Here is a 14,739-nt window from a genome sequence, read left to right on the forward strand (position 1 = left end):
GACCACCTCCGCCGTCGTGCGCCCTGGCCATGCCTGAGGGTGACGTCCTCCGCCTGACCGCCGAGCGGCTGACCGCGGCGCTGGCCGGGGGGCCTCTCGTCCGGGCCGAGCTGCGGTGGCCGAGCGTGGGCGGCGCGCACCTGGTGGGCGCGACGGCCACCGGGACCACCGCGTACGGCAAGCACCTCTTCACGCGCCTCGACGACGGCCGCACCCTCCACACCCACCTCCGCATGGAGGGCTACTGGCGCGTGCACCGCACCGGGACGCGGGAGGCCGCCGGGCGGAACCCGGCCGTACGTGCGGTCCTCGCCACCGAGCGATGGACCTGCGTCGGCTGGCACCTGGGGATGATGGACCTCGTCCGGACCCGCGACGAGGGGCGACTCGTCGAGGGCCTCGGGCCCGACGTGATGGACCCGGAGTTCGTGGAGGGTCACCCGCCGGGCGTGACCGAGGCCGCCCGGCGCCTCGTACGCGACCCGCTCCGGCCGGTCTGCGACGTGCTCCTCGACCAGCGCACGGTGGCGGGGATGGGCACCATCTGGATGGCCGAGGCGCTGTTCGCGCGGCGGCTCTGGCCGTGGACCCCGGCCGGCGACCTCGCCGAACCAGAGCGCCGCGCCCTGCTCGTCACCGCCCACCGCCTCATGCTCCGGAGCGTCGCGGTGGCCCGCACGCAGGGCATGCAGGGCGTGCGGCACCACGTCCACGGCCGGCTGCGCAGCCCGTGCCGCCGGTGCGGTACCCCGGTCGCGGTGGGCGTCGCGAACGAGAAGCCGTTCGAGCGGCCGGTGTTCTGGTGCCCGTCCTGCCAGGCCCCGCCGTGACAGGAGGCCCTACCTCGCGGGCTGCACCCCTACCTCCGCGGCGGCCCGCGGGTCGTGGCCGACCTCGGCCGTGGTGACGCCCGGCGCCTCGCCGTCGATCGTCGCCCCGATGAGGAACAGGAAGCCGATCATGATGACGAACCCGATCCGCTCGAGGAGCCCGAAGGCGACGATCCCGGAGCCCACCATGGCCAGCGGCAGGTGGATCGCCAGGAAGGCTCCCACCAGGGCACCGAGGACGTAGGCGGAGCTCCGCAGGAGGCGGGGGTACGGCGTGAGCGGCCGGGTGATCGTGCGCGCCAGGCTGAGGCCGACGAGCGGCAGGACCACGAAGGCCGTCGCCGCGCTGACCCGGTGGATCGTGGCCGACAGGGTCGCCCCCATCTCCGGCGGGTCCGTCGGGAACACGCCCACCAGGACCATCGCGACCGCGTACACCACCATGGCGGCGGCGGGGACGGGGCCGGATGCGAGGCCCGTCCGGTACATGCGGACCGTGAGGACCAGGCCGAGGAACGCGAGGAGCAGCCCTCCCGCCAGGATCAGCTCGCCGCCCCACGGCACGAAGGCGTACCAGCTGATCGGGTCCACGACCGGGTCGACGACGCCCGCACCGACCACGTGGGCGGCCACCATGGGGACCAGCGCGGCCGCGCCCACCCGGCCCACGATCGTGGCGTTCCGGGCGTCCGCCGGGGGCGCCAGGAGCCCTTCGGACGGCGCCAGGAGCCCCGGGGACGGCACCGCCGGGCCGGCGGAGGAGGCCGCAGGCAGGCCTGCGGCGGGGTCGGTGGGACTGACGGGGTCGGACAGGGCGGCAGGCATGGGGACCATGGTGGCGGACAACTCGCCCAGAGCGGAATCGGGTGCGCCCCCCACTTCTCAGTAGGGGCCACCCCCGAACCTGGCCGGGTGGTCCCCTGATCCCGGACACAGGAGCGGCGGGCGCCCCACCCTGGGGTGGAACGCCCGCCGTAGCTCGTGTGCGGCTCAGTGAGCCGGGATCAGCCGACCGGTGCCAGGTCGGCTCGTTCTGTCTCTCGCCGCAGCCCGGCGCGGTCGCCGCGGGCCAGCAGCCCGGAGACGAAGTCCGCGGGGATGGTGTCGGGGATCTGGAATCCCTCGGCGACCGCGATCCGGTCGCTCACCTCGCGGAGAACCAACGACATGGGGACGTCGAGCGCGTCGCAGATCGACGCCAGAAGCTCCGAGGATGCCTCCTTCTGCCCGCGTTCCACCTCGCTCAGATACCCCAGGGACACGCGTGCCGCCGAAGACACCTCGCGCAGGGTGCGTCCCTGACGCTGCCGCGCATCACGCAGCACGTCACCGATCTCTCGTCGCAGTACGACCATCTCGCGCCCCCTTCCCGTGCCTGTCCCGTTCCCCACCGCGTCCGGACCGGCCGGGCGGGCCGGTGCCGAAGTGCGGGCCTTGCGTCCAGTGGTACGACCCCCGCGTGCTACGGCGGTCGTCCTACCGTACCCCGCACCCGGAGAGTACTGGCGTCCGGTACGACCCGTGGGCCTGTTGGCAATCACATCGCGTCCAACGCCAGTAGAACGAGCCTTGTTCCCGAACTGCCCTAAGTCAAGGCCTATGCAAGAATTGACCAAGAAGATTCACCCAACTGTAACTTCCGTTGCGCCGAGCACCTCGAGCGCGAGCTCCAGCACCCCGCGGGCCGCCGCGCCGATCACCTCCCCGCGCCCACCCCCGAGCGTGAGCCTGCGCACCTCTTCGGCGTCGGGAGTGCTGACTGCGACGTAGACGAGGCCTGGCTCCTTGCCGTCCTGCGGGTCGGGTCCCGCCACGCCGGTGGTCGCGAGGCCGACGTCGGCCCCGGTCGCCACGCGAACGCCCGTCGCCATCTGCGCGGCGACCCGCGGGTCCACCGCCCCGTACTGGTTGAGCAGGTCGGCGTCGACGCCCAGCAGCCCGGCCTTCAGGTCGGTCGCGTAGGCGACGACGCCGCCGCGCAGCACCGACGACGCCCCGGGTACCGACACCAGGGTCGCGGTGACAAGGCCGCCCGTCAGCGACTCCGCCACGCCCACGGTCCAGCCCCGGGCACCGGCGGCCCCCAGGAGCTCGGCCGCGGTCACGCCACGGTCCCGGCGACTGCCGCGGCGCGCTTGGCGTCGCGCCGCAGCCGCCAGCCCTGGTAGGCGTACTCGGCCCCCGTCACCACCGTCACCGCGACGGCGGCGCCCATGATGATCCACGACACGACGGTGAGCCACGGCAGGTCCTCGCGCGGCAGCAGGAAGCCGGAGATCGCCACGGCCTGCAGCACCGTCTTGAGCTTGCCGCCGCGGGACGCCGGCATGACGGCGTACTTGAGCACCGCCATGCGCATCACCGTGATGCCGAGCTCCCGGGCCAGGATGACCACGGGCACCCACCACGGCAGCTCGCCCAGCGGCACCCAGAGCAGCACCAGCGCCGCGCCGACGAGGAGCTTGTCGGCGATGGGGTCGAGCAGCTTGCCGAGGTCGGTGATGAGCCCGCGGCTCCGGGCGAGATAGCCGTCCACCTTGTCGCTCAGGGCGGCGACCACGAAGATGCCCGTGGCGACGAGCCGCCAGGTGACGTCGTCGCCACCCTCGGCGAGGAGCGCCCAGGCGAACACCGGGACCAGCGCGATGCGCACCATCGTGACCGCGTTCGCGATGTTCCACGGGGACGGCGGGGGGTTGACCATGTCCCCAGCCTATCCGCGCCGAGGGATTCACCCTCACCTCCACCCGTGCCGGATCACCGTCCTGGCGGACGGGCCTCCGGACGGGGCTACGCTTGAAAAGTGGGTGAACTCGGACATTCCCGTCGACGGGCACGCAACGGCGCGGCGGCCTCGCTGGCCGTCCTCGTCGCGCTCGCGTGGCCGGGCGGCACCCCGGGCCACGCCCCCGGGCCGACGCCGGAGGTCGCCTCTCCCGTCACCGCGGCTCCTCCGTCGGGAACCCCGTCAGCCACCTCACCCGCCACGACGTCGGCGCAGCCGGTCCCCCCCTCCGGCCGCCCCTGCCCCCGCGGAGACGCCACCGGACCCCACGGAGCGGCCCGCGACCTTCACGATCCTGGCCGCAGGGGACGTGCTCCCCCACCTCCCGGTCAACGCCTCGGCCTCGCGCGGCGGGCCGCTGGACTACTCGCCGCTCCTCGCCGGGATCGACGCGTGGGTGGCCGGGGCCGACCTCGCGCTGTGCCACCTGGAGGTGCCCGTGGCACCGCCGGGGTCGGCCGCCACCGGCTACCCGATGTTCGGGGCGCCGCCCGAGCTCGTCGGCGACCTGCGGGAGCAGGGCTGGGACGGTTGCTCCACCGCGTCGAACCACGCGGTCGACCGGGGCTTCCGGGGCGTGGCGACCACCCTCGACGTGCTCGACGCGGCGGGGATGGGCCACGCGGGGACGGCCCGGACGGCCGAGGAGCAGTCTCTGCCGCAGCTCTACGACCTGCGCCGCCGAGGGCGCACGCTCACCGTCGCGCACCTGGCCGTCACCTACGGCCTCAACGGCCTGCCCATGCCCGCCGAGGCGCCCTGGGCGGTGGACCTGATCGACGTCGACCGGGTCGTCGCCCAGGCGGCCGCCGCGCGCGCCGCCGGGGCCGACCTGGTGGTCGTGAGCGTGCACGACGGCACCGAGTACACCCGCGAACCCACCGGCCAGCAACGTGACGTCGCCGCCCGGCTGGCGGCGTCGGGCCAGGTGGACCTGCTCCTGGGGCATCACGCGCACGTGCCCCAGCCGGTCGAGCTGCTGCCCGGCGGGCCGGACGGGTCAGGCCTGTGGGTGGCCTACGGGCTGGGCAACCTGCTCTCGAACCAGGGCCCCGCCTGCTGCGGCCTGTCCTCCGCCACCGGGCTCCTGCTCACCGCCACCGTCACCCAGGACCCGCGCGGCCCCGCCCGGGTGACCGAGGTGGGCTGGACCGCCACCACCGTGGACCTTGCGGCAGGGCACCGGCTCCGCACGATCGCCGACGCCCTGGCCGACCCCGCGGCAGGCCGTCTGTCCGAGGGGCAGCTGCGCGAGCGTCTGGACCTGGTACGCGCGGCCGCCGGCCCGCAGGCGCCGGAGCTCGTGACTCCCCGGCGCCGACCGGGGACGCGCCGACGGTGGTACGGCGCCCCTGACCGGGTGGTCCGGGAAGCGGGTCAGCGCAGGTCGTCCGCGTCGTCGTAGTAGTCCTTCGCGGCGGGTGGCAGGTGGCCCTCGGTCCCGTCTGCGTACGGGTCCCCGGGCCCGTCCGCCGAGGCGTCCTGCGCCATGCCCGCCGCACCGTCCGACCCGCCGTCGGACCCCTCCGACTGGTCGAAGAGCTGCGGGCCGTCGCCACGGATCATCGCGAGCGCCGCCGGCAGGTCCTCGGGCCGCACCATCACGTCGCGCGCCTTCGAGCCCTCGGACGGGCCCACGATCTCGCGCGACTCCAGCAGGTCCATGAGGCGGCCCGCCTTGGCGAAGCCGACCCGCAGCTTGCGCTGCAGCATCGACGTGGAGCCGAACTGCGTGGTGACCACGAGCTCCGCCGCCTGGAGGAGCAGGTCGAGGTCGTCGCCGATGTCGTCGTCGATCTGCTTCTTGGTGGTCGCGACCGTCACGTCGGGGCGGTACGTGGGCTTGAGCTGCGCCTTCACGTGCTCCACGACCGCGTGCACCTCGGACTCCGTGACCCAGGCGCCCTGCACGCGCATGGGCTTGGCCGCGCCCATGGGCAGGAAGAGCGCGTCGCCCTGGCCGATGAGCTTCTCGGCGCCGGGCTGGTCGAGCACCACGCGGGAGTCGGCCAGGGACGACGTGGCGAACGCGAGCCTCGACGGCACGTTGGCCTTGATGAGGCCGGTGACGACGTCGACCGACGGGCGCTGGGTCGCGAGCACCAGGTGGATGCCGGCCGCGCGGGCGAGCTGGGTGATCCGCTGGATGGAGGCCTCCACGTCGCGCGGGGCCACCATCATGAGGTCGGCGAGCTCGTCCACCACGATCAGCAGGTACGGGTAGGGGGCGATCTTGCGCTCCGACCCGGGCAGCGGCTTCACCTTGCCCGACCGCACGGCGGCGTTGAAGTCGTCGACGTGCTTGTAGCCGAACGCCGCGAGGTCGTCGTAGCGGGCGTCCATCTCGCGCACCACCCAGTCGAGGGCCTCGGCAGCCTTCTTGGGGTTGGTGATGATGGGCGTGATGAGGTGCGGGATGCCCTCGTAGATCGTGAGCTCCACCCGCTTGGGGTCCACGAGCACGAGCCGCACCTGCTCGGGCGTGGACCGCATCAGGATCGACGTGATGAGCGAGTTGATGAAGCTCGACTTGCCCGCGCCGGTGGCGCCCGCCACGAGGATGTGCGGCATCTTGGCGAGGTTCGCCACGACGTAGCCGCCCTCGACGTCCTTGCCCACGCCCATGACCATGGGGTGCTCGGTGCGTCGCGCCGCGGACGACCGCAGCACGTCGCCCAGCACCACCGTCTCGCGGTCGGCGTTCGGGATCTCGATGCCGATCGCCGACTTGCCCGGGATGGGCGAAAGGATGCGCACGTCCGCGCTCGCCACCGCGTACGCGATGTTGTTCGCGAGGGACGTGATGCGCTCGACCTTCGTCTTGGCGCCGACCTCGACCTCATAACGGGTGACGGTGGGGCCGCGCGTGAAGCCGGTGACGCTCGCGTCGACCTCGAACTGCTGGAACACGCCGGTGAGCGCCTCGACCACCCGGTCGTTCGCCGCGGACCGCGTCTTGTGCGGCGGGCCCTGCACCAGCAGGCCCTCGTCGGGCAGCACGTACACCGTGTCGCCCTCGAGCATGGGCTGGACGCCCCGCGGCACCGCGGTGGTCTCCTGCGGCAGCCGGGGGCCCGACGCCGGTCGCGCGCCTCCCGCTCCCGGCCCGCCCGCCCCGGCAGCCGAGGAGGTGGTGGGAACCGGTCCCGAGCCCGCCCCGAGCGGGATGACCTGCGTGGTGGCCTTGTCGCCGCGGGCCGCGCTCTCGGCGAGCTCCCGCTCCAGGAGCGCCGCCTTCTCGAACGCCTCGTCGCCGGCGAACGCCTCGAGGGCGGCCCGCTCGGCGCGCTCCGCCTCCTTCTCGGCGCGCGTCTGCCGCTTGCGGCCCGTGCGCGAGGCGGTACGGACCGGGTCCGTGCCGTCGTGCCGGGACACGCCGTCGGCCAGGGGCAGGCCGTCGGCGTCGAGCTCTTCCTCCGGCCGGTGGTTGCCCGTGAGCCGGTCGTAGACGCCGCGCAGGCGCTCGGGGATGCGGTGCACCGGCGTGGCGGTGACGACGAGCAGCGCGAAAAAGCCCAGCAGCACGAAGAGGGGCACGGCGAACCACTCGGTGAGGCCGGCGACCACCGGCGTCGCCGTCAGGTAGCCGATCACGCCGCCCGCCCCACGGACCCCCTCGAACCCCTCCGCCAGGTTGGGCAGGCCGTTCGCCACGTGGACCAGCGCGCACACCGCGACGGTCAGCAGGGTGACCCCGATGGTGACCCGACCGTTCGCCTGCGTGCGCTCGGGGTGCCGCATGAGGCGCACCGCGAGCCAGACGAACAGCACCGGTAGCGCCACGCCCGCGAGGCCGAGCGTCCCCGCCACGACGGCGTGCACACCGTCGCCGAAGGCGCCCTGGATCCCCCACCACTCGCGCGCGGCGACCACCACCGCGAGCCCGAGGAGGAAGAACGCGATGCCGTCCCTGCGGTGCTCCGGGTCCAGGTCCTGGGCTCCTCGGCTGATCGTCCGGGTGGCTCCGCCGACGGCGTGCGCGACGCCCAGCCAGGCGCCGCGCACCGCGCGGACCGGCCACGGGGGCCCGGACGGTGCGGGGGCGGTCTGCCGGGCAGCCGGACGGGACGTCCGGCTGCTCGGGGAACGCTTCCCACCGGTCTGCTTGGTCGCGCGCGGTGCGGTCGTGCGGGTCGCCATGATGCCCTCACCGTACCGGCGCCCCCTCGCCGAACGCCGGAGGCCCGCCCGGTGTGTCCTCCTCTAGCATTCCCTCGTGCGCATCCTCGTCGCGGTCTCCCGGTTCTTCGCGGCCGTCGCCTTCGTCCCCGTGGCCATCGGCGCCATGGCGCTGCCTGTCGTGGCTGTCGTGATGGCCGTCCTGACCTTCGCCGGCCGGACGACCTGGGCCGCGACAGGCCTGACCGCCGGAGCGGCCGTGCTCTGCGGGGTGCTGGCCTGGGCGCTGTTCAAGGCGATGACACCCCGCGCGCGCGAGTCCGTCGACAACGTCTTCGAGGTCTTCCACGTCCTGGAGGCGCTGTCTGCCATGACCCAGCTCGTGGTCCTCGTCGGCCGCTTCTTCGTGCTGGTCGGGCGGGGCGTCGCCGCGGTCTTCGACTGATCGGGGTCAGGCCACGAGCAGGCCCAGGCCGAGCGTCACCACCCCCGCCGCGAGGACAGTCGCCCCGACCGGGAAGAGCACCGCGGCGCGCCCCGGCCGGGTGCGGCCGGCTCCCATCGCCGAGAAGAAGAACCCGGCGGGGAGCAGGATCGCGGCGACGAGGACGCCCGTCCCCGCGAGCCAGCGCCAGAACCCGGTCAGGTCCGTGGCTTCCGCGAGCAGCAGGCACACGAGCCCGAGGATGACGAGCACACCCGCGTGCGCGTGCCCAGCGCGATAGAACGCCTTCTGGAAGTCCGTGGCGGGCACGTCGCCGCGCACCACCTTGAGCAGGAACCAACCGCCCGACTCGATCCCCACGACGGTCAGCAGCACGACGCCCGCGGTGATGCGGGCGGCGTCGGTCAGCTCGAGCACGGTGTCTCCTCTCGGCCGGTCCCCCGGCACCTCGTTTCTGTAACAGCGTTATAGAACACCGTTCGCGAACGTGCGTCAAGGTCCTAGACTCGTCGCATGCCCCGCCCCCGCCTGCACGACGACGCCCTCCGCACCCGCTTGCTCGAGGTCGCCTCGCGCGTGATCTCCGCCGGCGGCGAGGGCTCCGTCACCGTGCGGTCCGTCGCCGCAGAGGCCGGGACGAGCGCCTCGGCGGTCTACTCGCTCTTCGGGTCGCGGGAGGACCTTGTGGCCGCCGTGAGCGCCGAGGGCTTCCGCCGCTTCGCCGCGCACCTGGCGGCAGCCCCGCGCTCCGCGGACCCGGTCGCCGACCTGGCCGGGCTCGGGCTCGCCTACCGGGAGAGCGCCCTCGCCGACCCGCACTTCTACCGCGTCATGTTCGACAGGGCCGTGCCGCCCGGCACGGGCACGGGCACGGGCACGGGCACGGGTGAGCCTGCGGGCGCGCCCGAGCCGGGCGAGCCGCCGTCGGGCAACGGTGCCCCGGCCGCCACGCAGCAGCCCACCTTCGGGGTGCTGCGCGACGCCGTCGCGCGGGTGCTCGACGGCGCCCCGCCCGAGCGGGTCGAGGCCGCCGCAGTGGGCCTGTGGGGCCTGGTCCACGGGCTGGTGTCGCTGGAGCTCGCCGGGCTGCTGCCGGGCGACGACGACGCCCGGGCACGACGCTATGCGGACGCCGCCGGGGCCGTGGGTCCGGGCCTGCTGCGCGCCGAGCCGGTCTGATCGCTGTGGGTACGCGTATGGCCGCCCTCCCCGAGGTTCAGGCGGCCATACGCATACCCACAGCGGGAGAGGGTCAGGAGGCGACGCGGGACCGCTGCGCCGCCCTCAGCTCCCGCACGTACGAGATCCAGAGCAGGCCCGCGACAGCCGTGAGGACAGCCGCCACCGTCTCAAGGACAGGCACCGCCGAGACCGACTCGGTCAACGGGTCCGTCCCCAGGAGACCCCCCAGCATCCGGGAGATCATCTGGTCGAGGAGGTTGACACCCAGCCAGCACGCCCACCAGGCCCCGAGACCGCTCCGGGGATACGTGATGGTCGCCTGCCGCACGTCGCGGACCACCTGGAACGGGAACCACAGGGACACCACCGGCACCCACCAGCCCAGCCACACCCACACCCGGCTGCGGGCGTGCCGCGCGCCCGGGTTGTCCGCCTCGGCGAACACCCGGCTCCGGTAGAGCCACACGCAGCCGACCACGTACATCGCCACGGTCAGGGGCACGGTGAGGGGCGAGGCCGAGTCGTAGGGCAGCCACCCGGTGTCGATGTAGGCCAGACCGGAGGCCGCAGCGTCCTCCCAGGCGCCCACCGAGGCCCATGAACTCAGGGCCAGGACCGCCCGGTAGGCCATCCAGACCGCCGCGAGGATGATCGCGGCGGTCGCGATCCCGCTGGGGACGGTGGGCCGCGCGGTCGGGTAAGGGCTGCCGTACGGCCCGGGAGCGGGCGCGACCGGGTAGGGCGTGCCGTAGGCCGGGCCGTACCCGGCCGCGGCGCCGTAGGCCGGAGGCCCGGGCTGAGCTGCGGGCGCCGGGCCGGAAACGGGCGATGCCACGGGCGGCGCGGCCGGAGGTGCGCCTGCCGGAGGTGCGCCTGCCGGGGGCGCGCCTGCCGGGGGTGCGCCTGCCGGGGGCGCGAACGGGTTGACGGAGTCGTTCTGACCCGGCGCAGGCTGGGGCTCGGACAAGGTGGTGCCTCCTGGAGGTGGTGCGGTAGCGCCCGAACAGTAGCGCCCACCGCAGACACCGCAGGACACCGCTGTGGGTACGCGTATGGCCGCCCCCTCCGCGAAAAGGGCGGCCATACGTGTACCCGCAGCGAGAGGGGTTACGCCTCCACGACCACCGGCACGATCATCGGCTTGCGACGCAGGCGCGTGGCTACGAAGCGACCCACGGTCCGGCGCATGACCTGCTGGAGCGCGTGGGTGTCGGTCGCCCCGCCGGCGACTGCGTTCTCAAGAGCCGTGGTGAGCTCAGGCAGCACGCCGTCGAACACCTTGGCGTCCTCCGCCATGCCGCGTGCGAGGATCTGCGGCCCGGCGAGGACCTTGCCCGTCGCCGTGTCGATCACGGCGAAGACGGACACGAAGCCCTCCTCGCCGAGGATCTGGCGGTCCTTGAGCTCGACCTCGGTGATCTCGCCCACGGACGAACCGTCGACGTACACGTAGCCGCAGGGCACGGCCCCGACGACGGACGCACGGCCGTCGACCAGGTCGACCACCACGCCGTCCTCGGCCAGCACGACCCGGTCGGCCGGCACGCCGGTCTTGACCGCGATGGCCGCGTTGGCGACGAGGTGGCGCACCTCGCCGTGCACCGGCATGACGTTGCGCGGCTTGAGGATGTTGTAGCAGTACATGAGCTCGCCGGCCGAGGCGTGCCCGGAGACGTGCACCTTGGCGTTGCCGCCGTGCACCACGCGCGCGCCGAGCCGGGTGAGCCCGTTGATGATGCGGAACACCGCGTTCTCGTTGCCCGGGATCAGCGACGAGGCCAGGATCACCGTGTCGCCGTGGCTGACCTGGACCTGGTGGTCGCCGTTGGCCATGCGCGACAGCGCTGCCATGGGCTCACCCTGGGAGCCGGTGGACATGTAGACGATCCGGTCGTCGGGCAGGTTGCCGGCCTTCTTGACGTCGATCAGCACGCCCTCGGGCACGTTGAGGTACCCGAGCTCGGCCGCGATGCCCATGTTCCGGATCATCGACCGGCCCACGAACGCGACGCGGCGGCCGTGGTTGTGCGCGGCGTTGAGGACCTGCTGGACGCGGTGCACGTGCGACGAGAACGACGCCACGATGATCCGCTTGTCCGACTGGCCGAACACCGTGTCCAGCACGGGCCCGATCTCGACCTCGGGCGTGACGAAGCCCGGCACCTCGGCGTTCGTGGAGTCGACCATGAACAGGTCGACGCCCTTCTCGCCCAGGCGGGCGAACGCCCGCAGGTCGGTGATGCGCCCGTCGAGCGGGAGCTGGTCCATCTTGAAGTCGCCCGTGTGCAGCACGGTGCCGGCGGCGGTCGTAACCGCGACGGCGAGCGCGTCCGGGATGGAGTGGTTCACCGCCACGAACTCGCACTCGAAGACGCCGAGCTTCTCGACCTGGCCCTCCTTGACCGCGAGGGTGACGGGGGTGATGCGGTGCTCCTTGAGCTTGGCCTCGACGAACGCGAGGGTCAGCTGCGAGCCCACGAGCGGGATGTCGCGGCGCAGGCGGAGCAGGTACGGGACGGCACCGATGTGGTCCTCGTGCCCGTGCGTCAGGACGATCGCCTCGATGTCGGCGAGACGGTCCTTGATGTAGTCGAAGTCCGGCAGGATCAGGTCCACGCCGGGCTGGTTGTCCTCGGGGAAGAGGACGCCGCAGTCGATGACCAGCAGGCGCCCCTCGTGCTCGAGGACCGCCATGTTGCGCCCCACCTCGCCGAGGCCGCCGAGGGCGACCACGCGCAGGCCGCCGGGCGGCAGCGCGGGCGGAAGGGATAGTTCAGGGTGAGGGTGGCTCACTTGGCCTCCAAGGCCTCGTTCCTACAAAGTCTCATTGCCCGGCGCTGCGGGCAGCGCCCGCGGTGGCCGGGCTGAGCACCCCGGCCCGCGCGAGCGCCTCGCGGACGGCGGCGACCTCGTCGTCGCTCGCCTCCACATAGGGCAGACGCAGGGTGCGGTGCTCGATGACGCCCTGGACCTGGAGCGCGGCCTTGGCCATGACGGCCTGGAAGCCGGCGCCGTTGAGGGCGTCGATGACGGGGATCGCGGTGCGGAAGGCCGCGAGGGCGCCGACGTGGTCCCCGGCGTCGAACCGGCGCACCACCTCGGCGAAGATGCCGCCCACGGCGTGGGCCGACACGGAGACGATACCGGCTCCGCCGTGCGCCAGGAACGGCAGCAGCAGCGCGTCGTCTCCGGAGTACCAGGCCAGGCCGGTCGCCTCGGCGAGCTTCGTGGCCGCGTAGACGTCGCCCGAGGCGTCCTTGTTCGCGACGACGCGCGGGTGCGCGGCGATGCGCTCCCACGTCGCAGGCGCGATCTTGACGCCGGTGCGACCCGGCACGTCGTAGAGCATCACGGGCAGGTCCGTGGCGTCCGCGATCGCCGAGAAGTGCCGGTACAGGCCCTCCTGGCTGGGACGCGAGTAGTACGGCGCCACGACGAGCAGTCCGTCGGCCCCCGCCTCCGCGGCCTGGACGGCCATCCGGACCGCGTGGTCGGTGTCGTTCGAGCCGGCACCGGCGACGACGACCGCACGGTCACCCACGGCCTCGACGACCGCGGCGACGAGCTCCTGCTTCTCCGGCGCGTGCGTGGTGGGCGACTCGCCGGTGGTCCCGGACAGCACCAGGCCGTCGTTCCCGTCGTCGACCAGCTTCTTCGCGACCCGCACCGCGGCGTCCAGGTCGACGACGCCGTCCGGCGTCATCGGCGTGACCATGGCGGTGAGCACCGCGCCGAAGGGGCGCGCAGGGGCTCCAGGGGAGGCGACAGGAAGGACCATAGGACCACGGTACCGTCTGGCGCACCGCCCTCGCGGGCGACGCCCACACCCGGAGCCCGCAAAAGACGGGGCAGCGAGCGGCAAGGGTTTCACGACATACTGGTCGGTATGACGGCAACGACGCTTCCCCCGACCCTTGTGGCCCACCTGCCCACCGGCGTGCTCGTGGACGGCCACTGGGGCCCCGCCTCCGGCGGCGCGACCTTCGAGGTCCACGACCCCGCGACCGAGAAGGCCTTGTTCGACGTGGCGGACGCCACGCCCGACGACGCCCTCCGCGCCCTCGCCGCCGCGCACGGCGCCTCCGCCCCCTGGCGGGCCACCGCACCCCGGGAGCGCTCGGAGCTCCTGCGGGCGGTGTACGAGCGCATCATCGCCCGTACCGACGACCTGGCGGCCCTGATCACCGCCGAGGCCGGCAAGCCCCTGGCCGAGGCCCGCGCCGAGGTCACCTACGGCGCGGAGTTCCTCCGCTGGTACGCCGAGCAGGCGGTGCGGTCCGACGGCCTGGCGCGCACGGCCCCCTCGGGTGCCAACCGGCAGCTCGTCCACCGCCGGCCCGTGGGCCCGGCCCTCCTCATCACCCCCTGGAACTTCCCCATCGCGATGGCGACCCGGAAGATCGGGCCGGCGCTCGCCGCCGGCTGCCCCGTCGTGGTCAAGCCCGCGCGCCTGACGCCGATGACGACGATGCTCGTGGCCGAGATCATCCGCGAGGAGCTGGCCGAGCGCGGCCTGCCCGCCGGGGTCGTCAACGTGATCCCGAGCTCGTCGGCCGGATCGGTCACCTCTCCCCTGCTCGCCGACCCGCGCCTGCGCAAGCTGTCGTTCACCGGTTCCACGCCGGTCGGCAGCCTCCTCCTGGAGCAGGCCGCGCAGCAGGTCCTCAACTGCTCCATGGAGCTCGGTGGCAACGCCCCGTTCGTCGTCTTCGCGGACGCCGACCTCGACGCGGCCGTCGAGGGCGCACTCGTGGCCAAGATGCGCAACGCGGGCCAGAGCTGCGTGGCCGCCAACCGCTTCCTGGTGCACGTCGACGTCGCACGGGAGTTCGGGCGCCGTCTCGCGGCGGCCTTCGAGAACCTCCAGGTGGGCCCCGGCTTCGCGCCCGGCACGCAGGTGGGCCCGCTCATCCAGGCGTCGGCGGTCGACAAGGTCGCCGAGCTGGTGGCGGACGCGACGGACCGCGGCGCGCAGGTCCTCGCCGGAGGCGACCGCCCCGACGGCGCCGGCCACTTCTGGAACCCCACGGTGCTCGCGGGCGTCGACCCCCAGGCACGGGCCGTGCGCGAGGAGATCTTCGGCCCCGTGGCGCCGATCGTGGCGTTCGGGTCCGACGACGAGGCGATCGAGCTCGCGAACGACACCGAGTTCGGGCTGGCCGCCTACGCCTTCACGACGTCCCTGACACGAGCGACGCGCGTCATGGACGAGGTCGAGGCCGGGATGATCGGCATCAACCGCGGCCTCGTGTCGGACGCGAGCGCCCCCTTCGGCGGGCTCAAGCACTCCGGGCTGGGCCGCGAGGGCGGCGAGGCCGGCCTCGAGGAGTACCAGGAGACGGTGTACGTGGCGCTCTGACCGCCGGTGGCCGACGTAG

At 73.6% G+C, this 14,739-nt stretch carries 14 protein-coding genes; 5 read left to right on the plus strand and 9 right to left on the minus strand.

All coding sequences use genetic code 11. From position 1 onward, the window contains the following. The first annotated feature begins 29 nt into the window (after positions 1-29). Positions 30-830, plus strand: a complete 801-nt coding sequence (locus AC060K_RS03960) for a DNA-formamidopyrimidine glycosylase family protein (RefSeq protein WP_483764158.1) — start codon at positions 30-32, stop codon at positions 828-830. A gap of 9 nt (positions 831-839) precedes the next feature. Here the strand turns inward: AC060K_RS03960 and AC060K_RS03965 are convergent, their stop codons facing one another. From AC060K_RS03965 to pgsA, 4 genes are all read right to left on the minus strand, one after another. After that, complete coding sequence (locus tag AC060K_RS03965) at positions 840-1,655, minus strand: DUF998 domain-containing protein (RefSeq protein WP_483764159.1); 816 nt, start codon at positions 1,653-1,655, stop codon at positions 840-842. A gap of 179 nt (positions 1,656-1,834) precedes the next feature. Further along, positions 1,835-2,185 (minus strand): helix-turn-helix domain-containing protein, encoded by a 351-nt coding sequence (locus AC060K_RS03970; protein ID WP_125775252.1) that lies wholly within the window; start codon positions 2,183-2,185, stop codon positions 1,835-1,837. Positions 2,186-2,452: 267 nt separating this feature from the next. Further along, the gene (locus AC060K_RS03975; protein WP_483764160.1) at positions 2,453-2,935 is read right to left on the minus strand and encodes a CinA family protein; all 483 of its coding nucleotides are present in this window, start codon (positions 2,933-2,935) and stop codon (positions 2,453-2,455) included. Continuing rightward, positions 2,932-3,534: a CDP-diacylglycerol--glycerol-3-phosphate 3-phosphatidyltransferase gene (pgsA, locus tag AC060K_RS03980; protein WP_483764161.1), complete on the minus strand. Its 603-nt coding sequence runs from the start codon at positions 3,532-3,534 to the stop codon at positions 2,932-2,934. Before pgsA ends, AC060K_RS03975 begins: the two co-directional genes overlap by 4 nt. Before the next feature lie 391 nt (positions 3,535-3,925). Here pgsA and AC060K_RS03985 point away from each other — a divergent pair, with 391 nt between their 5' ends. Further along, positions 3,926-5,020: a CapA family protein gene (locus AC060K_RS03985; RefSeq protein WP_483764162.1), complete on the plus strand. Its 1,095-nt coding sequence runs from the start codon at positions 3,926-3,928 to the stop codon at positions 5,018-5,020. Here AC060K_RS03985 and AC060K_RS03990 read toward each other — a convergent pair. Beyond that, positions 4,993-7,755, minus strand: coding sequence for an FtsK/SpoIIIE family DNA translocase (locus tag AC060K_RS03990; RefSeq protein WP_483764163.1), 2,763 nt, complete (start codon positions 7,753-7,755; stop codon positions 4,993-4,995). The two genes, AC060K_RS03985 and AC060K_RS03990, sit on opposite strands and share 28 nt — an antisense overlap. 76 nt (positions 7,756-7,831) lie before the next feature. Here AC060K_RS03990 and AC060K_RS03995 point away from each other — a divergent pair, with 76 nt between their 5' ends. Continuing rightward, positions 7,832-8,179: a hypothetical protein gene (locus AC060K_RS03995; protein WP_483764164.1), complete on the plus strand. Its 348-nt coding sequence runs from the start codon at positions 7,832-7,834 to the stop codon at positions 8,177-8,179. 6 nt (positions 8,180-8,185) lie between these two features. Here AC060K_RS03995 and AC060K_RS04000 read toward each other — a convergent pair whose 3' ends face one another. Then, positions 8,186-8,596, minus strand: a complete 411-nt coding sequence (locus AC060K_RS04000) for a hypothetical protein (protein WP_483764165.1) — start codon at positions 8,594-8,596, stop codon at positions 8,186-8,188. A gap of 96 nt (positions 8,597-8,692) precedes the next feature. Between AC060K_RS04000 and AC060K_RS04005 the strand changes: the two genes are divergently transcribed. Continuing rightward, a complete protein-coding gene (locus AC060K_RS04005) occupies positions 8,693-9,358 on the plus strand; it encodes a TetR/AcrR family transcriptional regulator (RefSeq protein WP_483764166.1) in 666 nt (221 codons plus the stop codon). A 73-nt stretch (positions 9,359-9,431) separates the two neighbouring features. On the opposite strand, the gene AC060K_RS04010 is transcribed toward AC060K_RS04005, so the two are convergent. The 3 genes from AC060K_RS04010 to dapA all read right to left on the minus strand — a co-directional run bounded on the left by AC060K_RS04010 (position 9,432) and on the right by dapA (position 13,139). Then, the gene (locus tag AC060K_RS04010; protein WP_483764167.1) at positions 9,432-10,328 is read right to left on the minus strand and encodes a DUF4328 domain-containing protein; all 897 of its coding nucleotides are present in this window, start codon (positions 10,326-10,328) and stop codon (positions 9,432-9,434) included. Positions 10,329-10,468: 140 nt separating this feature from the next. Beyond that, entirely contained in the window at positions 10,469-12,154 is a 1,686-nt protein-coding gene (locus AC060K_RS04015) for a ribonuclease J (protein ID WP_483764168.1), read from the minus strand. Positions 12,155-12,185: 31 nt separating this feature from the next. Next, positions 12,186-13,139 (minus strand): 4-hydroxy-tetrahydrodipicolinate synthase, encoded by a 954-nt coding sequence (dapA, locus tag AC060K_RS04020; RefSeq protein ID WP_483764169.1) that lies wholly within the window; start codon positions 13,137-13,139, stop codon positions 12,186-12,188. 108 nt (positions 13,140-13,247) lie between these two features. Between dapA and AC060K_RS04025 the strand changes: the two genes are divergently transcribed. Next, positions 13,248-14,720 (plus strand): NAD-dependent succinate-semialdehyde dehydrogenase, encoded by a 1,473-nt coding sequence (locus AC060K_RS04025; protein ID WP_483764170.1) that lies wholly within the window; start codon positions 13,248-13,250, stop codon positions 14,718-14,720. Positions 14,721-14,739 lie beyond the last annotated feature (19 nt).

The sequence above is a fragment of the Antribacter sp. NEAU-D49 genome, from assembly GCF_057158775.1.

Coding starts and splice junctions, on each gene's coding strand:
- AC060K_RS03990 (WP_483764163.1), bottom strand. CDS start 7,755: ATGGCGACCCGCACGACCGCACCGCGCGCGACCAAGCAGACCGGTGGG.
- pgsA (WP_483764161.1), bottom strand. CDS start 3,534: ATGGTCAACCCCCCGCCGTCCCCGTGGAACATCGCGAACGCGGTCACG.
- AC060K_RS03960 (WP_483764158.1), top strand. CDS start 30: ATGCCTGAGGGTGACGTCCTCCGCCTGACCGCCGAGCGGCTGACCGCG.
- AC060K_RS03970 (WP_125775252.1), bottom strand. CDS start 2,185: ATGGTCGTACTGCGACGAGAGATCGGTGACGTGCTGCGTGATGCGCGG.
- AC060K_RS04025 (WP_483764170.1), top strand. CDS start 13,248: ATGACGGCAACGACGCTTCCCCCGACCCTTGTGGCCCACCTGCCCACC.
- AC060K_RS03965 (WP_483764159.1), bottom strand. CDS start 1,655: ATGCCTGCCGCCCTGTCCGACCCCGTCAGTCCCACCGACCCCGCCGCA.
- AC060K_RS04005 (WP_483764166.1), top strand. CDS start 8,693: ATGCCCCGCCCCCGCCTGCACGACGACGCCCTCCGCACCCGCTTGCTC.
- dapA (WP_483764169.1), bottom strand. CDS start 13,139: ATGGTCCTTCCTGTCGCCTCCCCTGGAGCCCCTGCGCGCCCCTTCGGC.